The 17516-nt window shown below is 58.3% G+C and carries 18 protein-coding genes; 2 read left to right on the top strand and 16 right to left on the bottom strand.

Going from position 1 to position 17516, the window contains the following annotated elements; all coding sequences use genetic code 11:
* Window positions 1-978, bottom strand: a complete 978-nt coding sequence (locus B9Z40_RS06935; RefSeq protein WP_100172482.1) for an SIS domain-containing protein — start codon at window positions 976-978, stop codon at window positions 1-3.
* 43 nt (window positions 979-1021) lie between these two features.
* On the opposite strand from B9Z40_RS06935, the gene B9Z40_RS06930 reads away from it, so the two are divergent.
* Window positions 1022-3007, top strand: a complete 1986-nt coding sequence (locus B9Z40_RS06930) for a monovalent cation:proton antiporter family protein (protein ID WP_100172481.1) — start codon at window positions 1022-1024, stop codon at window positions 3005-3007.
* 70 nt (window positions 3008-3077) lie between these two features.
* Here B9Z40_RS06930 and B9Z40_RS06925 read toward each other — a convergent pair whose 3' ends face one another.
* The gene (locus B9Z40_RS06925; RefSeq protein WP_100172976.1) at window positions 3078-3794 is read right to left on the bottom strand and encodes a haloacid dehalogenase type II; all 717 of its coding nucleotides are present in this window, start codon (window positions 3792-3794) and stop codon (window positions 3078-3080) included.
* Between the two features lie 102 nt (window positions 3795-3896).
* On the opposite strand from B9Z40_RS06925, the gene B9Z40_RS06920 reads away from it, so the two are divergent.
* Window positions 3897-4412: a 2,4'-dihydroxyacetophenone dioxygenase family protein gene (locus B9Z40_RS06920; RefSeq protein ID WP_100172480.1), complete on the top strand. Its 516-nt coding sequence runs from the start codon at window positions 3897-3899 to the stop codon at window positions 4410-4412.
* 95 nt (window positions 4413-4507) lie between these two features.
* On the opposite strand, the gene B9Z40_RS06915 is transcribed toward B9Z40_RS06920, so the two are convergent.
* From B9Z40_RS06915 to mnmE, 14 genes are all read right to left on the bottom strand, one after another.
* Window positions 4508-5467 (bottom strand): branched-chain amino acid ABC transporter permease, encoded by a 960-nt coding sequence (locus B9Z40_RS06915; RefSeq protein ID WP_100172479.1) that lies wholly within the window; start codon window positions 5465-5467, stop codon window positions 4508-4510.
* A 4-nt stretch (window positions 5468-5471) separates the two neighbouring features.
* The gene (locus B9Z40_RS06910) at window positions 5472-6356 is read right to left on the bottom strand and encodes a branched-chain amino acid ABC transporter permease (protein ID WP_100172478.1); all 885 of its coding nucleotides are present in this window, start codon (window positions 6354-6356) and stop codon (window positions 5472-5474) included.
* A gap of 33 nt (window positions 6357-6389) precedes the next feature.
* Window positions 6390-7604, bottom strand: a complete 1215-nt coding sequence (locus B9Z40_RS06905; protein WP_100172477.1) for an ABC transporter substrate-binding protein — start codon at window positions 7602-7604, stop codon at window positions 6390-6392.
* Window positions 7605-7629: 25 nt separating this feature from the next.
* The gene (locus B9Z40_RS06900; protein ID WP_100172476.1) at window positions 7630-8340 is read right to left on the bottom strand and encodes an ABC transporter ATP-binding protein; all 711 of its coding nucleotides are present in this window, start codon (window positions 8338-8340) and stop codon (window positions 7630-7632) included.
* Window positions 8333-9109, bottom strand: a complete 777-nt coding sequence (locus tag B9Z40_RS06895) for an ABC transporter ATP-binding protein (RefSeq protein ID WP_100172475.1) — start codon at window positions 9107-9109, stop codon at window positions 8333-8335. The genes B9Z40_RS06900 and B9Z40_RS06895 overlap by 8 nt, the downstream gene beginning before the upstream one ends.
* Before the next feature lie 134 nt (window positions 9110-9243).
* Window positions 9244-10026 carry an SDR family NAD(P)-dependent oxidoreductase gene (locus B9Z40_RS06890; protein WP_158238063.1) on the bottom strand — a complete coding sequence of 261 codons (783 nt, stop codon included), beginning with the start codon at window positions 10024-10026 and terminating at the stop codon, window positions 9244-9246.
* 22 nt (window positions 10027-10048) lie between these two features.
* Window positions 10049-11026: a fatty acid desaturase family protein gene (locus B9Z40_RS06885; protein ID WP_100172473.1), complete on the bottom strand. Its 978-nt coding sequence runs from the start codon at window positions 11024-11026 to the stop codon at window positions 10049-10051.
* A gap of 85 nt (window positions 11027-11111) precedes the next feature.
* The gene (locus B9Z40_RS06880; RefSeq protein WP_100172472.1) at window positions 11112-11690 is read right to left on the bottom strand and encodes an amino acid synthesis family protein; all 579 of its coding nucleotides are present in this window, start codon (window positions 11688-11690) and stop codon (window positions 11112-11114) included.
* Window positions 11691-11714: 24 nt separating this feature from the next.
* Window positions 11715-12683, bottom strand: a complete 969-nt coding sequence (locus tag B9Z40_RS06875) for a tripartite tricarboxylate transporter substrate binding protein (protein WP_100172471.1) — start codon at window positions 12681-12683, stop codon at window positions 11715-11717.
* A 64-nt stretch (window positions 12684-12747) separates the two neighbouring features.
* Complete coding sequence (locus B9Z40_RS06870; protein WP_100172470.1) at window positions 12748-13743, bottom strand: zinc-dependent alcohol dehydrogenase family protein; 996 nt, start codon at window positions 13741-13743, stop codon at window positions 12748-12750.
* A gap of 2 nt (window positions 13744-13745) precedes the next feature.
* Window positions 13746-14612: a fumarylacetoacetate hydrolase family protein gene (locus B9Z40_RS06865; RefSeq protein ID WP_100172469.1), complete on the bottom strand. Its 867-nt coding sequence runs from the start codon at window positions 14610-14612 to the stop codon at window positions 13746-13748.
* 24 nt (window positions 14613-14636) lie between these two features.
* Window positions 14637-15176, bottom strand: coding sequence for a VOC family protein (locus tag B9Z40_RS06860; protein ID WP_100172468.1), 540 nt, complete (start codon window positions 15174-15176; stop codon window positions 14637-14639).
* Window positions 15177-15204: 28 nt separating this feature from the next.
* A complete protein-coding gene (locus B9Z40_RS06855; protein ID WP_100172975.1) occupies window positions 15205-15894 on the bottom strand; it encodes a GntR family transcriptional regulator in 690 nt (229 codons plus the stop codon).
* A gap of 140 nt (window positions 15895-16034) precedes the next feature.
* Entirely contained in the window at window positions 16035-17447 is a 1413-nt protein-coding gene (gene mnmE / locus B9Z40_RS06850) for a tRNA uridine-5-carboxymethylaminomethyl(34) synthesis GTPase MnmE (protein WP_100172467.1), read from the bottom strand.
* Window positions 17448-17516 lie beyond the last annotated feature (69 nt).

Raw genomic sequence — 17516 nt, 5'->3', positions numbered from 1 at the left:
TCAGATCACTTTGGCCCGCATCAGGTCGTTGGTGTTGAGGGCGCCGCACAGCACGCCTTCATCGTCCACCACCAGTATGCTGGTGATGCGGCGTTGCTCCATCATCTCGGCGGCTTCGACGGCCAATGCGCCTACGCGGATGGTGTGCGGGTTGGCGTGCATCACATCGCAGGCTTTGAGGCTGCGCAGATCCGCGCCTTTTTCAATGAGGCGGCGCAAGTCGCCGTCGGTGAACACGCCCAACACGCGCCCATCGGCATCGGTGACCGATGTGGCACCCAAGCCTTTGCTGCTCATCTCGCGCATGAGCGCGGTGAATTCGGCATCTAGGCCGACCTGGGGTACGGCGTCGCCTTGGCGCATCACGTCGGCCACATGGGTCAGTAGGCGGCGACCCAAGGCACCACCGGGGTGTGAGCGGGCAAAGTCTTCGGGTTTAAAGCCCCGTGCATCCAGCAGGGCCACCGCCAAGGCATCGCCCATGGCCAGTTGTACCGTGGTGCTGGCGGTGGGGGCCAAGTTCAGGGGGCAGGCTTCTTTGTCCACCGAGCAATCGAGCACGATGTCGGCGTGGCGAGCCAGTGAAGAGGTCAGTCCGCCGGTCATGGCCAACAAGGGCACGCCCAAGCGTTTGAGGACCGGCAAGATGGCCACCAGCTCGTCGCTCTCGCCACTGTTGGAGATGGCCAGCACCACATCGATGGCTTGGATCATGCCCAGATCACCGTGGCTGGCTTCGCCGGGATGCACAAACATGGCCGGGGTGCCGGTGGAGGCCAAAGTGGCCGCAATTTTGTTGCCAATGTGTCCGCTCTTACCCATCCCCGTCACAACCACTCGGCCTTGCACGCCCAGCACCAGATTCACGGCCTTGACAAAACGATCGTCCAACCGGCTTTTGGCTTGCAGCAAAGCGGCCGCTTCGATGTCCAGGGTCTCGCGTGCGAGTTGAAGGGTGTGGGCGGAATTGACTGGCATGTGTGCATTTTATCGGGCGCTGTGTGCTTGTTACCATCAAGGCATGGGCGCTTTGGAATTGACCTTGTTGTATTTGCTGGCCGCCGTCCTTGGCGTGGTCGGCTGCCGCATGCTCAAGTTGCCACCCATGCTGGGTTATTTGGCGGTCGGCGTGGTCATTGGCCCCAATGCTTTGGCCTTGGCACAAAACTCCGAAGGCGTGAAGCACTTGGCCGAGTTCGGTGTGGTGTTTTTGATGTTTGTGATCGGGCTGGAATTCAACCTGCCCAAGCTGCGCTCCATGCGCAAACATGTGTTTGGTTTGGGCCTGTTGCAAGTGTTGTTGACCTTGGTCATCGTGACCGTGTTGTCTTTGTTTGTGGCCACACTGGCCCCCACGCTCTGGAAGATGGAGTGGCAAACCGCCTTGGCTTTGTCGAGCGCCATGGCCATGAGCAGCACGGCGATCGTGATCAAGCTGGTGGCCGACCGGCTCGAGTTGGAGTCCGAGCACGGCAAGCGCGTGGTCGGCGTTTTGTTGTTCCAAGATTTGGCGGTGGTGCCGTTGATCGTCATGATCCCGGCCTTGAGTGCGCCAGCAGAAGAGATGTTTTCGGCCCTGCTGCTGGCGGCCGCCAAGGCCACGGTGTTGATCACCGTGTTGATGACTGGAGGCCAAAGGGTCATGCGTTGGTGGCTGACGCTGGTGGCTCGGCGCAAAAGCGAAGAGCTGTTTGTGCTGAACTTGCTGTTGGTGACGCTGGGCCTGGCTTGGATCACCGAGCTGGCAGGCCTGAGTTTGGCGCTCGGCGCCTTTGTGGCGGGCATGCTGATCTCAGAGACCGAATACAAGCACCAGGTGGAGCTGGATATTCGGCCATTCCACGATGTGTTGCTGGGGCTGTTCTTCATCACCATCGGCATGATGCTGGACTGGCACATCGTCGTGGACCGGTGGCCACTTCTGCTGCTTCTGACCACCTTGCCTGTGCTGTTCAAGTTGATTTTGGTGACAGCCTTGGCCAAGATGACCGGGGCCAGCAACGGGGTGGCGCTGCGCACGGGTTTGTACTTGGCGCAAGCTGGTGAGTTCGGGTTTGTGTTGCTCACCTTGGGCGCGCAAAGCCAAATCATCCCTCCCGCTTTGCTCAACCCCGTGTTGGCCAGCATGGTGTTGTCGATGATGGCCACGCCCTTCATCATCATGCACAGCGACCGGATCGTGCTCAAAGTGGTGGCCAGTGAGTGGTTGCAACAGTCCCTGCAGATGACCACCATCGCCCGCAAGTCGATCAACACCAGCAAGCACGTCATCATTTGCGGCTATGGGCGTTGCGGCCAAAACCTGGCCCGCATGCTGGAAAAAGAAAACATTCCCTACATGGCGCTCGATCTGGACCCGGACCGGGTGCGTCAGGCTGCAGCGGCCGGTGATTCGGTGGTGTTTGGCGATGCCGGGCGTTTGCAGGCGCTCATGGCCGCAGGCCTGGCCCGCGCCAGTGCCGTGGTCATCACTTACTTGGATGTGCCCGCCGCCATGAAGGTGCTCGACCACACCCACAGCCATGCGCCCCAAGTGCCGGTGATCGTGCGCACACAAGACGACCTGGACCTTGAAAAGCTTCAATTGGCTGGAGCGACCGAGGTGGTGCCCGAGGCCCTGGAAGGCTCGCTCATGCTGGCCAGCCATGCGTTGGCGCTGGTCGGCGTGCCCATGCGGCGCGTGATCCGCATCGTGCAAGACCAGCGCGATGCCCGATACAACCTGCTGCGCGGTTACTTTCACGGCGCAGACGACGACACGCTGGATGAAATTGACCATGAGCGTTTGACCACGGTGGGGCTGCCGCAGGCATCGCCTTGGTTGGGCAAACAAGTGAAAGACTTGGCATTTCACGCCATCGGCGTGCGCGTGGTGAACTTGCGCCGTGCCAACGGTCAGCCTGAAAAAGTGACCGATGACACCGAACTTTTTTCAGGCGACACGCTGGTGCTGTCCGGCAAATCACAAACACTGGCTGTGGCCGAAGAAAAACTTTTACGCGGTTAAAAAGTGACATCCGCACCGTGCCCCAATGGCACGCGGCGGGTGCGCCTTCTCTCGACCGTTGCCGCGTGCTTCAGCAACCGAGTTGATCGGCCAGGGCGTTCAAATCCATCGCATGCAGGTCATTGCCCGCTTGGGGTGAGACATCTTTGGGGTGAGCTGGGCCAAACTCCAAGGCTCGTTCAATGTAGGCGGTGCGCAAGCCGCAGGCACGAGCGCCTGCCAAGTCATCATGGTGCGCGGCCACCAGCATGACCTGCTCAGGGGCCAGGTTGAACACCTTGGCCAAGCCGAGGTAGGTGGCTGGGTCTGGCTTGTAGGCGCGAAACACTTCTGCGCTCAGCACACAGTCCCAAGGCAAGCCGGCCTGCTTGGCCATGTTGGTGAGCAATCCGATGTTGCCATTCGACAAGCTGGTGATGGTGAATCGGCGCTTTAACCGCGTGAGCCCCGCCACACTGTCGGGCCATGCATGCAAACGATGCCAGACGCGGTTGAGGTGTTGGCGTTCGGCCTCACTCAAATGCGACAAGCCAAATTCGGGCAGCAAGCTGTCCAGAATCATGCGGTTCAAATCATCGATCAAGGTCCAGCCGAGTTCGCCGCTCATCACCCGCTGCATGGCCGGTTTGTAGCCCGCCCGCCAGGCCAGTGCAAAGGCATCGCCATCCACTTGGGGGTGCAGGGCCTGCATCTCGCGCACGATGCTGCCATGCCAGTCGACGACGGTGCCGAAAATGTCAAACGCCAGAACCTGGACGCTGTCGGGGGAGAAGTGATGTGTTTGCATGACGCCATTGTTCCATGCACCGCAGGAGTGGCTGTCACCCAAAGTGCAGGCACGCGGCCTTGTGGGCATTAAGCTGAGGGAATGTTGAATGGAGATTTACCCATGAGCGACGCTGACGACCGCCAGCCCTATGCCAAACCGCAGCCTTGGGGCATGTCCCCGGACATGGTCATCCCCGATGTGGACACCGACGATGAGCGCCTGTGGGCGCCGATTGCCCCGGGCATCTGGTCACGCCCTTTGCATTTGAATACCTCGGGTGGTTTTTACGTTCACCTGCTCAAGGTCAAGCGTTCGGGTTTGCTGCAGCGGCACCGCCACTCCGGCATGGTCCACGCCTATGTGTTGCGTGGCAAATGGCTGTATTTAGAGCACGACTGGGTGGCCGAAACCGGTGGCTATGTCTTTGAGCCCCCGGGTGAAACCCACACCCTGGTGGTGCCCGATGATTGCCAGGACATGGTCACCATGTTCACGGTGCATGGTGCACTCATGTATGTGGACACGCAGGGCAACGCGACGGGCTACGACGACGTCTTTACCCGCATCGAAAAATACCGCGCACACTTTGAAAACGTGGGCTTGGGCGCAGATTACGTGAAAAACTTCATGCGCTGATGCGTCGGTTGCAGCAAACTGCTGACCATGAAAAAACCGCCCTTTGAGGCGGTTTTTTCGTGGAGCCCTGAAGCTCGATGCGGCAAGTCAAAGACTCACAAGGGCTTTTTGATCCAGTTGGCGATCTCGCCAATGATGCCGCGACGGAAGGCCAGCACGCAGATCACAAAAATCGCACCTTGGATGATGGTGACCCATGCCCCAAATTGGGCCAAGTAGTTTTGCATGCTCACAATCACAGCCGCGCCCAACACGGGCCCAAACAAAGTGCCCAAGCCGCCCAGCAGCGTCATCAAGACCACCTCACCCGACATGGACCAATGCACATCGGTCAGCGAGGCCAACTGGAACACCAGCGACTTGGTGGCCCCGGCAGTGCCTGCCAAAGCGCCCGAAATCACAAAGGCAATGAGTTTGAACATGTCGGTGTCGTAACCCAGCGAAATCGCGCGGTCTTGGTTTTCACGGATGGCCTTGAGGATCTGACCGAAAGGCGAATAAATGATGCGCCAGATGAGGGCGAAACCGCTCAGGAAAATGGCCAGTACAAACATGTACATGGCTGTGTTGTCGTTCAGGTCGAAGACGCCAAACAACTTGCCGCGTGGCACCGACTGGATGCCATCTTCACCGCCTGTGAAAGGCGCTTGCAGGTAGAAAAAGAACACCATCTGCGAAAACGCCAGGGTGATCATCGCAAAGTAAATGCCTTGACGGCGGATGGCCAGCATGCCGGTCACCAGCGCCAACAAGGCCGAGCAGCCGGTTGCAAAGAGCACAGCCAACTCAGGGTTCCAGCCCCAAACTTTGGCCGCATGTGCCGCGGCATAGCCGGCGGTGCCCAAAAACATGGCGTGGCCAAAAGACAGCAGACCACCAAAACCGATCAGCAAGTTGAAGGCGCAAGCAAACAAGGCAAAGCACATGACCTTCATGAGGAAGATCGGATAAACCCAGATGGGCGCGATGGCCAGGACCAGCACCATGATGGCAAAGGCCACCCACTGGTGCGTGAAAGACTGGGTCTTGAAGGAGGGTGTCGAGACAGTGGTCATGGTCTTACTTCTGCGTGCCGAACAACCCGGCGGGCTTGATCAAGAGAACAATGGTCATGATGATGAAAATCACCGTGCTGGAAGCTTCGGGGTAGAACACTTTGGTCAGACCTTCGATCAAGCCCAGACCAAAACCCGTCAGGATGGCACCCATGATGGAGCCCATGCCACCAATCACGACCACGGCAAACACCACAATGATGATGTCGGCGCCCATGGTCGGATTCACCTGGTAAATGGGGGCGGCCATGACGCCGGCAAAAGCAGCCAAGCCCACGCCGAAGCCATAGGTCAGGGTGATCATGCGGGGCACGTTGATGCCGAAAGCCTGAACCAGGCTCGGGTTTTCGGTGGCGGCGCGCAAATAGGCACCCAATTTGGTGCGCTCAATGACATACCAGGTGGTCAAACACACCACCAGCGAGGCCACAATGACCCAGGCCCGGTACTTGGGCAGGAACATGAAGCCGGTGTTGTAAGCACCCTTGAAGACTTCGGGCACCGGATAAGGCATGCCCGAAGAACCGAATTCGTGTCGGAACAAACCCTGAATGATCAAGGCCAGACCGAAGGTGAGCAGCAGGCCATACAGGTGGTCCAACTTGTACAGCTGCTTGAGCATGGTGCGCTCAATCAGCATGCCGGTGGCGCCCACCAGTATGGGCGTCAGGATGAGTGACGCCCAATAGTTGATGCCCAGCTTTGTCAATGACAAATAGGCCACAAAGGCGCCCAGCATGTACTGGGCGCCATGGGTGAAGTTGATGATGTTCAGCAAGCCGAAAATCACGGCCAGGCCCAGCGAGAGCAATGCGTAAAAAGAGCCGTTGATCAGCCCGATCAGCAATTGCCCGAACAGGGCTTGCGAGGGTATGCCAAAGATTTCCATGATGATTCGACTTGCTTGAACAAAGGGGTGTGATTACTTCTTGACCAATGGGCAATCGCTCTCAGCCAATGGGCGGAATGCCTCGTTGGCTGGGATGGTAGCCACCAGCTTGTAGTAGTCGTATGGGCCCTTGGACTCGGCAGGCTTTTTGACTTCGAACAGATAGGCTGGGTGGATCTTGCGACCATCAGCGCGCACGGTGCCTTTGCCAAACAAAGGATCGTCTGTGGGCAGCTCTTTCATTTTGGCGGCGACTTTGGTGCCGTCATCGGTTTTGGCTGCGTCCACGGCCTTCAGGTAGTGGATCACGCTGGAGTAAACGCCCGCTTGCACCATGGATGGGTGCTTGCCGCCCTGAGCTGCTGCAAAACGCTTGGTGAAAGCGCGGGTGTTGTCGTTCAGGTCCCAATAGAAGGTTTCGGTCAACTTCAAACCTTGCGCGATGTTCAGACCCAGCGAGTGCACGTCGGGCAGGAACACCAACATGCCTGCCAGGTTCTGGCCACCTTTGGTGATGCCGAATTCGGCGGCTTGCTTGATCGAGTTGGTGGTGTCACCGCCTGCGTTGGCCAGACCAATGATCTTGGCTTTGGAAGCTTGCGCTTGCAGCAAGAAAGAAGAGAAGTCTTGTGTTGGGAAGGGCGTGCGCACCTTACCGACCACCTTTCCGCCGTTTTTCACCACCACAGCTTCGGTGTCGCGCTCCAGGGCTTGGCCGAAAGCGTAGTCAGCGGTCAAGAAGAACCAGGTGTCACCACCGCTTTTCACAATGGCTTTGCCTGTGCCATTGGCCAGCATCCAGGTGTCATAAGCCCAGTGGATGGTGTTGGCGTTGCAGGCCTTGCCAGTCAGGTCGGCTGTGGCCGAACCGGAGTTGACGTGCAGCTTGCCCTTGTCGGCAGACAGTTTGGCAATGGCCAAACCCACGGACGATGTGGGCACGTCAGCGATCATGTCGACCTTGTCGGTGTCGTACCACTGGCGCGCCACGTTGGAGCCCACATCGGGTTTGTTCTGGTGGTCAGCACTGACGATTTCCACTTTGAGCGTGCTCTTGGTGGCTTTGATGTAGTCCTCGACAGCCATCTTGGCGGCTGTCACCGAGCCGGGACCGGTGATGTCGGAGTACAGGCCTGACATGTCGTTGAGCACGCCGATCTTGACGATGCCGTCAGAGATCTGGGCTTGTGCACCACCAGCAAAGGCGCAGGCGGCCATGGCAGCGAGGGAAAGAAGTTTGCGTTTCATCGTGTTGTCTCCAGTTAGAAAAAAATCAGACGCCCAGGTACTCGTTCAACATGCCCATCTTGGAGGACAGCTCTTGCGAGCTGAAGGTTTCCACCATCTGACCATGTTCCATCACATAAAACCGGTCCGCCAAGGGCGCGGCAAACCGGAAGTTCTGCTCCACCATGATGATCGTGAAGCCCTTGGCTTTCAGGGCCGTGATCATGCGCGCCAGCGTCTGCACGATCACAGGGGCCAGGCCCTCGGAAATTTCGTCGAGCAGCAAGAACCGTGCACCTGTGCGCAGAATTCGGCCGACCGCCAGCATTTGCTGCTCGCCGCCTGACAGCCGTGTGCCGGGGCTGTTGCGGCGCTCCAGCAGGTTGGGGAACATGTCGTAAATTTCTTCGACCGACATGCCGTTGGGGGCAATCACGGGCGGCAGCATCAGGTTTTCTTCGCAGGTCAATGCCGAGAAAATACCGCGCTCTTCAGGGCAATAACCCAGGCCGAGTTTGGCGATCTGGTGAGGTGCCCAGTTCACTGTTTCTTGGCCATTGATGGTGATGGAGCCGGTGCGTCGGCCCACCAGACCCAGTATGGATTTGACGGTGGTGGTGCGCCCGGCACCGTTGCGTCCCAGCAGTGTGACCACTTCGCCTTGGTTGACGGTCATGTCCACCCCGTGCAGGATGTGCGATTCGCCATACCAAGACTGGAGGTTGCTGATGCGCAGGAATTCTTTGGACTCAGCCATGGGCGCCCTCCAGTTGGTTGTCGGCGGTGCCCATGTAGGCTTCAAGCACTTGAGGGTTTTGTGAGACCACGGCGTAAGGTCCTTCTGCAATCACTTGTCCACGTTGCAAGACACTGATGGTGTCTGCAATTTTGGACACCACATTCATGTTGTGCTCCACCATCAAAATGGTGCGGTTGGCACCGACTTTTTTGATCAGTTGCGTCACGCGGTCCACGTCTTCGTGGCCCATGCCTTGTGTGGGCTCGTCCAGCAGCATCAGCTCAGGGTCCATCGCCAGCGTGGTGGCGATCTCCAGGGCGCGCTTGCGGCCGTAGGGCAATTCCACCGCCGTCAGGTCGGCCATGTTGCCCAGATCGACCTGGTCGAGCAATGACATTGCCTTGTCGTTGAGTTGGTTCAAACTGCGCTCGGAGCGCCAAAAGTGCATGGAGGTCCCCGTGGCACGCTGCAGACCAATGCGCACGTTTTCCATGACGGTCAAATTGGGAAAGGTCGCCGAAATCTGGAAGGACCGAACAATGCCCCTTCTGGCCACTTGCGAGGGCTTTTCTGCGGTGATGTCTTGGCCATTGAACATGATCTGTCCCTGTGTGGGGATCAGAAATTTGGTCAACAGGTTGAAGACCGTGGTTTTGCCCGCGCCGTTGGGCCCGATCAGAGCGTGAATTTGTCCTCGCTTGACGCGAAGGTCCACACCGTTGACGGCAACAAAACCCTTGAACTCTTTGATGAGACCCCGGGTTTCCAGAATGATTTCGTCAGCCATTGAATTTTGTACCAGGACAAAAAAAGAAAATTACCTTGCTATTCTTTGTTTAAAAGATGAACTGCGGATACATGGTTATCCCGATGTCATGTCTCTTGCGTGACGATGGAAGTCGCCTAACCGATTCGCTGCGCTCAGCTGAGCACCATGCCGCCGTCGACGTGGATACTCTGGCCGGTCATACCGCTCGATTCGGATGAGCCCAAGTAAACGGCTAAGCCCGCAATTTCCGAAGGGTTTAATACCCGTCCCAAGGGCACTCTGGTCAGCGCCGCCTTGACCATGTCGTCGCCGCTCATGCCTGTACTCTGCGCCACCTGCGCCTTGAGTTCTTCGACCATGTCGGTCTGGATGAAGCCAGGGCAGATTGCGTTCACGGTCACCTTGTACGGGCTGGCTTCCAGTGCTACGCAGCGCGTGAGGCCCACCACCGCATGTTTGCTCACGTTGTAGGCGCTTTGGTTGCGCGAGCCCCATTTGCCTGCGGTGGACGCCATGTTGATGATGCGGCCGTGCTGGCGTTGTTGCATGCCCGGCAGGCACGCTTGTGTGAAGTGCAGCACGCCAAACAGGTTGACATCAAGCATGTCCTGAAAGTCCTGTGGGACGTATTCCATGAAAGGCTTGGCCCGGTAGACCCCGGCGTTGTTGACCAGCACGTCCACACGCCCGAAGCGTTTTTCTGCCGCTGACACGGCGGCAAAACAAGCGTCCCGGTCGGTCACATTCAGGCCCACGGTCATGACGCGGTCCTCGGGCAGGCCCAGTGCATCCTTGACCTCTTTGAGGCGAGCCTCATCGGTGGCGATCAGGCACAGGCTGGCGCCCTCGGCTGCATAAGCTTCGGCGATGGCGCGGCCAATGCCACGGCTGGCGCCGGTGATGATGGCCGCTTGTTGGCTCAGGCGGTTGGCCATGTTCAGTCCTTGTGTGGTTGATTCAGATGAGTGCAGCGCTTTTGCGTTGCCCTTTGGGTGTGCCGTGGTGGCTGTCATCGTGCGGTTTGGAGACCGCTTTGCGCAGCACCTGCAGGTAGCCGTCTGCCAGCTCCATGCGTGGCCTGAAACCTTGCGCCATCAGCAAGCGGTGCGCGGCAGGCAGCTTCCAGCAGGGTGTGAACACAAACAAGTGGTGCTCTAGGTGGTAGTTGACCCAGTAAGGTGCCAACACCATGCGCATGCCCCAATTCGTCAGTGTCGTGCGCGTGTTGCGCAAGCGGTCATCGTTGTCGCCTACCACCGCATGCTCGGCGATGTTGCGGACACGGCTGATGACTTGGTACCAAGTCAATAGAGGCAACAACCACAGCGCAAAGTAAGCCCACCAAACGCCCGTTGCAGTGGTGATGGCAAAGATGGCCAAGTTACTCAGAGCGAAATATTTTTCCGCGGCGAACAGATTTTTCCAACGTTGCCAAGGGCTGGGGTCTTGGCCCATCTCCATGCGGAAAAATTCCATGCGACGTTGGTAGCCGGTGATGCCCAGAATGTCGCGCCGCATCTTGCGCCAAAAGCTCCCCTTGCTGATCGGAAAAGGCGCCGACAAAATCAGGTCGGGGTCTTCTTTTTGCTGTGTGTGCCGGTGGTGGCTCAGGTGATAAGGGCGGTACAAGGCGAGGCTTGCGCCCACTGGCCAGCCGCACAAAAAAGCCCCCAGCGTGTCGTTGAGCCGGGTGTTTTTGAACAAGGCACGGTGGGCAGCGTCGTGCATCAAGATGGCCAGCCCCAACTGCCGCCCGCCAATGATGACCACGGCCACGACAAAGCTCAAGGGGTTGGGCCAAGCGATGAAAAACGCCATGGCCAGTGCAATCACACCCCAAGCGTGCAGCACCAGATAAGCGCCCATCCAGTCCGAGCGCTCACGCAAATAGCTGTCTTGCTCGGGGCTGAGGGTGGGTTGTGTGGCTGTGGCCATGGTCTGAAATGAAAAAAAGCAAAGGAATCATCTTGTGATGAAACCTCTGCCCTATCAGTCTCTGAAGTGACCTGTTTTGAGGCGATCAGCGTTGCCCGTCGTGGACCGAAACCTTGTCCTTGGTCAATCCGCCCAACCGAGAGTGGACACGGGCCCCTGTGCCCATGACCAGGGCAAACAGGATTTCATTGGGTCGAGGGGCGTCCTGGATGCCCACTTCCATGCTGTTGAAGTGGCTGCGCACATAACTGGCATGGATGTAATGCACCGGCACCATCAGGCGATAACCGGTGTGCGCCACCGCCTTGCTGGCAGGCACCATGGCTTTGGGCTCGCCCAGAACTGTGCGCATGGCCCAACCGCCCGCTTCGTGCCACACTGCGCCGTGTTCCATTTCGCCGTTGACGCCCACGATGGCTGCCTTGCTGTACACCTCGATTTGGTCTTTGCCCAGCGTGTCCACCAACTCCTGCGCTAGCAGTGTGCCCAAGGACCGCAACTCCGCCATGAAGGGCATCAGATCAGGCTCGTAACGCCCAGCGTAAGGATTTTTGATCACTGCGCATGCCGCAGCAAGCTTCAGGGGGGTGTCCGTCACCGGCCCCCCTTCGTGGTAGGTGGTTTCGATCGTCAGGCTGCGTTTGCGAATTTCAATCAATGACATGCGGGATCCTTGTTTCAGATGGGTTTATTGCTTGGGAATTTTGGCTTCGTTGACGATCTGAATCCACTTTTGGGTCTGACCGGCCACCATGGTTTTCATGTCTTCAGGGGTGCTCCCTCTCACCTCGCCGCCCATGTCTTCCAGGCGCGTTTTCACGCCGGGCACCAGCAGGGCTTTTTGCAGTTCGGCATTGAGGCGGTCGATCACAGGTCGGGGTGTGCCTGCGGGCGCCATCAGGCCAGCCCACGAGCGTACGTCATAAGCGGCCACGCCTTGCTCAGCCACAGTGGGCACCTCGGGGAGGCCCGGCCAGCGCTGTGGCCCTGTGGTTGCGATGGCGCGCAATTTTCCAGCTTTGATGTTGGCCATCACCGCAGTGGGTGGCGCAATGATCATCGGGATGTCACCTGCCAGCAAAGCCGTGAGAGAGCCCGAATCGCCTTTGTAGGGCACATGCAGCAATTGCGTTTTGGACATGCTGGCGAGCAGTTCGCCCGCCAAATGGTGGGTGGAGCCAATGCCTGCTGTGCCGTAAGTGATTTGCTCGGGGTTCGCTTTGGCCGTGGCCAACAAAGCCGACAAATTGGCGAACTTGCTGTTGGTCGGCACCACGATCAAGAATGGGAAATACGTGATGGTGCTGACCATCTCGAAGTCTTGCACAGTGCGGTAGGCCAGGTTGTTGTAAAGCGCCCCAGCTACCGCGTGTCCACCCGTTGCCAAGAGCAAGGTGTAGCCATCGGGCTTGGCTTTGGACACAGTGGTCGCCGCAATCGTGCCACCTGCCCCGGCTTGCGCCTCGACCACCATGGACTGGCCCAAGCCCTTGATCATTTCCTGACTGACCGATCTGGCGATGGCATCGGCATTGCCACCAGGTGCAAAGCCCTGCAGAATTTTGATGGGGCGTTCTGGATAGGTTTGAGCCAGAACTGTCATGGGCAAGGCCAATGACCCAGCACTCAAAGCGATGACTAAATGTCGACGAAGCATGTTTGTCTCCTCAAAAATGAACAAAGCATGCAGCACCTTCTTCGGACGCTTGCATGCACGAACTTCACGGTTGCATCACCAACTTGCCGCTGACGCTGCCTTGATCGAGCAAGGCATGGGTTTGGCGGACTTCGCTGAGTTTGAATATCTGGTGAACAGGTGCCTTGACATGCCCTTGAGCCATCAATTCGATGGCCTCGTGCATCAGTGCACGCCGCGCCTTTGGGTCTTCATCGAAGGTGTGCATCGAAAAACACCGCACGGCCAGGCTCTTGCCCAGAAAGTTACGAAGTACTTGAAATACGTCTTCAGTGGGCATGCCTTGAACGATGTTGTAAGACACCAAGGTACCCAGTGGCGCCAAGCTGTGCAAGCCATCGACCAAGCTTTGCCCACCCAGGTGATCGAACACAAAGTCCACACCACGGCCTTGCGTGAGGGTTTGAATTCGGGTCTTCAGATCGTCTTGTCCAGTGCAGACCATATGGTCAAAGCCATGGCCGAGTGCATAAGCGCTTTTGTCGGCTGTCCGGCTGGTCCCGATGGTGCCGAAGCCCCGGTATCGGGCGACCTGAGCCAGCATGCCGGCCACGCCGCCAGAGGCACCCGTGATGAGCACATTTGGCTGTGGGCGATGGCTTGGCTCAGCCACTCGCATGAGCGCTAAAGCCAGTTGCAAGTTGGGCAGGCTGACCGCGTCTTCAAAAGCCACGGCGGGCGGCAATCGGTAGGGCGCGTCTTGTGGCACCACGATGGCCTCGGCGTAGCATCCACCCCGCTGTGACAGTTCGCGTGCGCTCACCAGCACTCGGTCACCCAGTCGCCATTGCGTCACGCCTTCACCGATGGCGTCGACTACGCCGGCCAATTCTGCGCCTGGTATGGCAGGCAGAGGTGGCATCCATTTGTAGGTGCCTTGGCGAATCAGCACATCGGGTCGACCCACACCAATCGCACGGGCTTTCACGCGCACCTGTCCAGGGCCGGGCTGTGGATCGGGCAGATCCACATGCATCAAGCGCTCGGGCCCGCCGGGCACCTGGACTTGGATGGCTTTCATGTTCAGACTTGCGCGACGATCGGGTTGACCAAAGTGCCGATGCCTTCGATTTCCACTTCACACACATCGCCCGGCTTCATGAACCATTGCGGCTTGCGGCTCCAGCCCACACCAGCCGGCGTGCCGGTGGCGATCACGTCGCCGGGCACCAAGGTGAAGATGGTCGATGCGTAGCTGATCAGCTTGGCGATCGGGAAAATCATGTGCCCGGTGTGGCTGGACTGCACCACTTCGCCATTCAAGCGTGTGATCAGCTTCAGCTCTTGGTTGGGTGCAATTTCATCAGCCGTCACCATCCAGGGGCCAAAGCCGCCGGTGGACTCGAAGTTTTTGCCCGAAGCAATTTGCTTGGCGTGGAATTGCCATTCGCGGATGCTGCCATCGTTGTAGCAAGAGTAGCCCGCCACATGGTCAAACGCATCGGCTTCCGAAATATTGCGGCCTTCTTTGCCAATGATCACGGCCAATTCGCCTTCCCAGTCGAGCGAACCCGAGACCTTGGGGCAAATGATGGGTTGGCCATGCGCGACCTGTGAGCGCCAAACGCGCAGAAAAATCGGCGGCTCTTCGGACAGTTCGCGGTGCATGCCCGCAGCCAAAACCTCTTGGTGGTGGTCCATGTAGTTGCGAACAGCACACACGATCTTTTCCGGTTTAGGGATGACCGGCAAGAAGGTGATGTCGCCCATGGCGATGGACGTCTTTTGTTGGGTTGCATCGTGCTGCGCTTGGAGGTAAGCACCGGTGGCAATGTAGTCGGTGAGCGTAGCGAATTGCGGCATCGCTTGGCCCAGATCCACCACGGTGTCTGGGCCTGTCACGGCGCCCCATGTTTCGCGGCCTTGGTGAACGAAGGAGAGTAATTTCATGAAAGTTCCTAGGGTGAAATGGGTTTAGATTTTTTGAACGAATTGCGCTTGCCATTGGTCAATCGGCATGAAGCTGGGGTCACTGCGGCAGATCGCTTCGGTTTCGCGCAGGATGGTGGCATCGTCTAGGCTCAGGTCAAGCGGATCACCGTGTGGCTGTGAAATGTAGAAAGGCATGTCGATGTAGGTCTCCACCGTGTTGCCTTCTGGATCCGCAAAGTAAACTGACAGCGCATTGCCGTGGTTCATGGGCATCACCTTGGTCGCGCCCAAGGCCATGGCTTTGTCACGCAAATCGCGCAGCGACTGAATGGACGGCACAGCAAAGGACAGTTGCATCACCGTGCTGAAGGTTGCCTCTGGCGGACGTCCACCCGCGATGACCAACTGATGGTGCTGGTCGGGTGTCGAACTTAAAAAAACCAAGGGGGCTTTGAAGGTTTTGCCTACCCCTCGGTCATTGACCACCATGCCAAAAACCGAGGTGTAGAAGTTCACCATTTTGTCAACATCCCAAACATAGATGCCGAAATGAGAAGGGGTGGGTTTGCTAACTTTCAGCATGTGGTCTTTGGGTTGAATGTTAAAAAAATTAGGTGCGATTTTTTTGCATCAGCGCAAAAGCAGCCAAAACATTCGTTTGTGTCCCCGCAATGTGTTCGGTCAGCATTTGGGCAGCGGTCGCTGCATCGCGCCTCACCACGGCTTTCATCAGAGCGCGGTGCTCGGCGTCTTTCTTTTTGAGCACAGTTCGGTTGCGTGCGGCGAAATGGCGATAGCGCTCGGCCTGGTCAAACAAGCTCATGCTCCAAGCCAGTTGGCGTTCAGAGGGGCAGGCCGCGATCAGGGACATGTGAAAGTCCCGGTGGCGCTGGCTCCACTCGGCGTCGAGGACGACGGGGCCTTGTGGCAAGCGGGACTCTATTTTTTCGAGTCGGTGAAAGGCCGCCACAATGTTGGCTTCCCAAGCGTCATCACCGTGTTGGATCGATTCGTGCAGGGCGGTCACGTCGAGCAGCAGGCGCATTTTGGTGATATCGGCCAGATCGTCTGGCGAAATGGCGGCGACTCTGAAGCCGCGACGCTCATCCGCCTTGACCATTCCCTCTTGCACCAAACGGTTCAGTGCTTCGCGAAGCGGGCTGCTGGAAAACCCATATTGTTGCTGCAGTGCTTCAACTTTGAGTTTGGTTTCTGGCACATGGCGGCCGGACAAAACGTCCAGCCTTAAAGCTTGGAACGCTTGCTCAGAGACGGTGGTGCTGGAGGCTATTTCTTGCATGATTTTCAAATTGTGCACAAAAATAAGCGCGGACGCACCCACGAAAACCCTAACTCAATGGGTTGCCGAGTGAACATGGAAAGTCTAAAGGGGCGTTGATGTCGAGCGTTACAAGCTCGGTAGGCGAAAACCGAAGAGGCTCACTTGCCGATGCAAAAACTCGAGAAGATCACGCCGAGCAAGTCGTCTGCGCTGAACTCGCCGGTGATCTCGTTCAGCGCGTTTTGGCCCAAGCGCAGTTCTTCGGCCAGCAGGTCCAGGTTTTGCGCTTGCGCGGCCAAGTGGGCATCGGCCATTTCCAAATGCTCGCGCACGCGATGCAGCGCCTGCACATGGCGCTCGCGGGCAATGAAGAGGCCTTCGCTGGCTTGTTGCCAGCCTGCTTGTTGCAGCAGTTGCTGGCGGAGGGCTTGCAGGCCTTCGCCCGTTCGGGCCGACAAGGTCAGTCCTGTGCGTTCGCCTTCGGTACTGGCTGCATCGGCTTTGTTCCAGACATCGATCACGCTCACGCTGGCGGGCAAACGTTGTTTCAATGCTGCGGCAATGTCGGCATCGGCGCTGTCGTAATCGGTCTGGCCTGTGCGTGTCAGGTCGTGCAAAAACAGCACTGCGTCGGCGTTGTCGATCTGGCCCCAAGCGCGGGCAATGCCAATTTGCTCGACTTCGTCCACACCTTCGCCCTCGCGCAGCCCGGCGGTGTCGATCACATGCAGCGGTACACCTTCGATTTGGATGGTTTGCTGCACCACATCACGGGTGGTCCCTGCAATGGGCGTGACGATGGCCAACTCGGCCCCAGCCAGCGCGTTGAGCAGCGAACTTTTGCCCGCATTGGGTTGGCCCGCGATCACCACCTTGATGCCTTCGCGCAGCAACGCGCCTTGTTTGGCCTTGCCCAGCACGGTCACCAAGGCCGCTTGCAGGCGTGTCAATTGCCCCTGTGCATCGGCTTTTTGCAAAAAATCGATTTCTTCTTCCGGGAAATCCAGCGTGGCCTCGACCAACATGCGCAGGTGTATCAAGGCGTCGCGCAGCACATGGATTTCTTTGGAAAAGTCGCCCGCCAAAGAGCGGCTGGCGCTGCGCGCAGCGGCTTCGGTACTGGCGTCAATGAGGTCGGCAATCGCTTCGGCTTGTGTCAGGTCGATCTTGTCATTCAAGAACGCACGCTCAGAAAACTCACCTGGTTGCGCCACACGCAAGCCTGCCAGACGTGGCAGTCCAGTGCTTGGGTTCACTTCTGCCGCCGCCTGCAGGCAACGCGTCACCAGCAGTTGCAACACCACCGGTCCGCCGTGCGCTTGCAGCTCCAGCACGTCTTCGCCTGTGAAGGAGTGCGGCGCTACAAAGTGCAGCGCCAGGCCGTGGTCAATGGGGCTGCCATCGGCATCGGCAAAGGGCAGGTAAGTGGCTTCACGCGGCTTGAGGGGCCGCCCGCACAGCGCATCGATCAGCGAGGCCAAGTTGGGGCCCGAGACCCGCACAATGCCCACCGCGCCGCGTCCCGGTGCGGTGGCGATGGCGACGATGGGCTCTTGGTGTCTGGCAAGCATGGGCAGTGTCAAATGGGGTGAATGAAGAGGGGTTATTGACGCGTGGGTAAGCCAAAAAAAGGCCGCTTG

The sequence above is a fragment of the Limnohabitans sp. 15K genome (assembly GCF_002778285.1).
Taxonomy (GTDB): domain Bacteria; phylum Pseudomonadota; class Gammaproteobacteria; order Burkholderiales; family Burkholderiaceae_C; genus Limnohabitans_A.
Note: the sequence above shows the minus strand (reverse complement) of the source record. Positions and strands in the feature narration are given on the sequence as shown.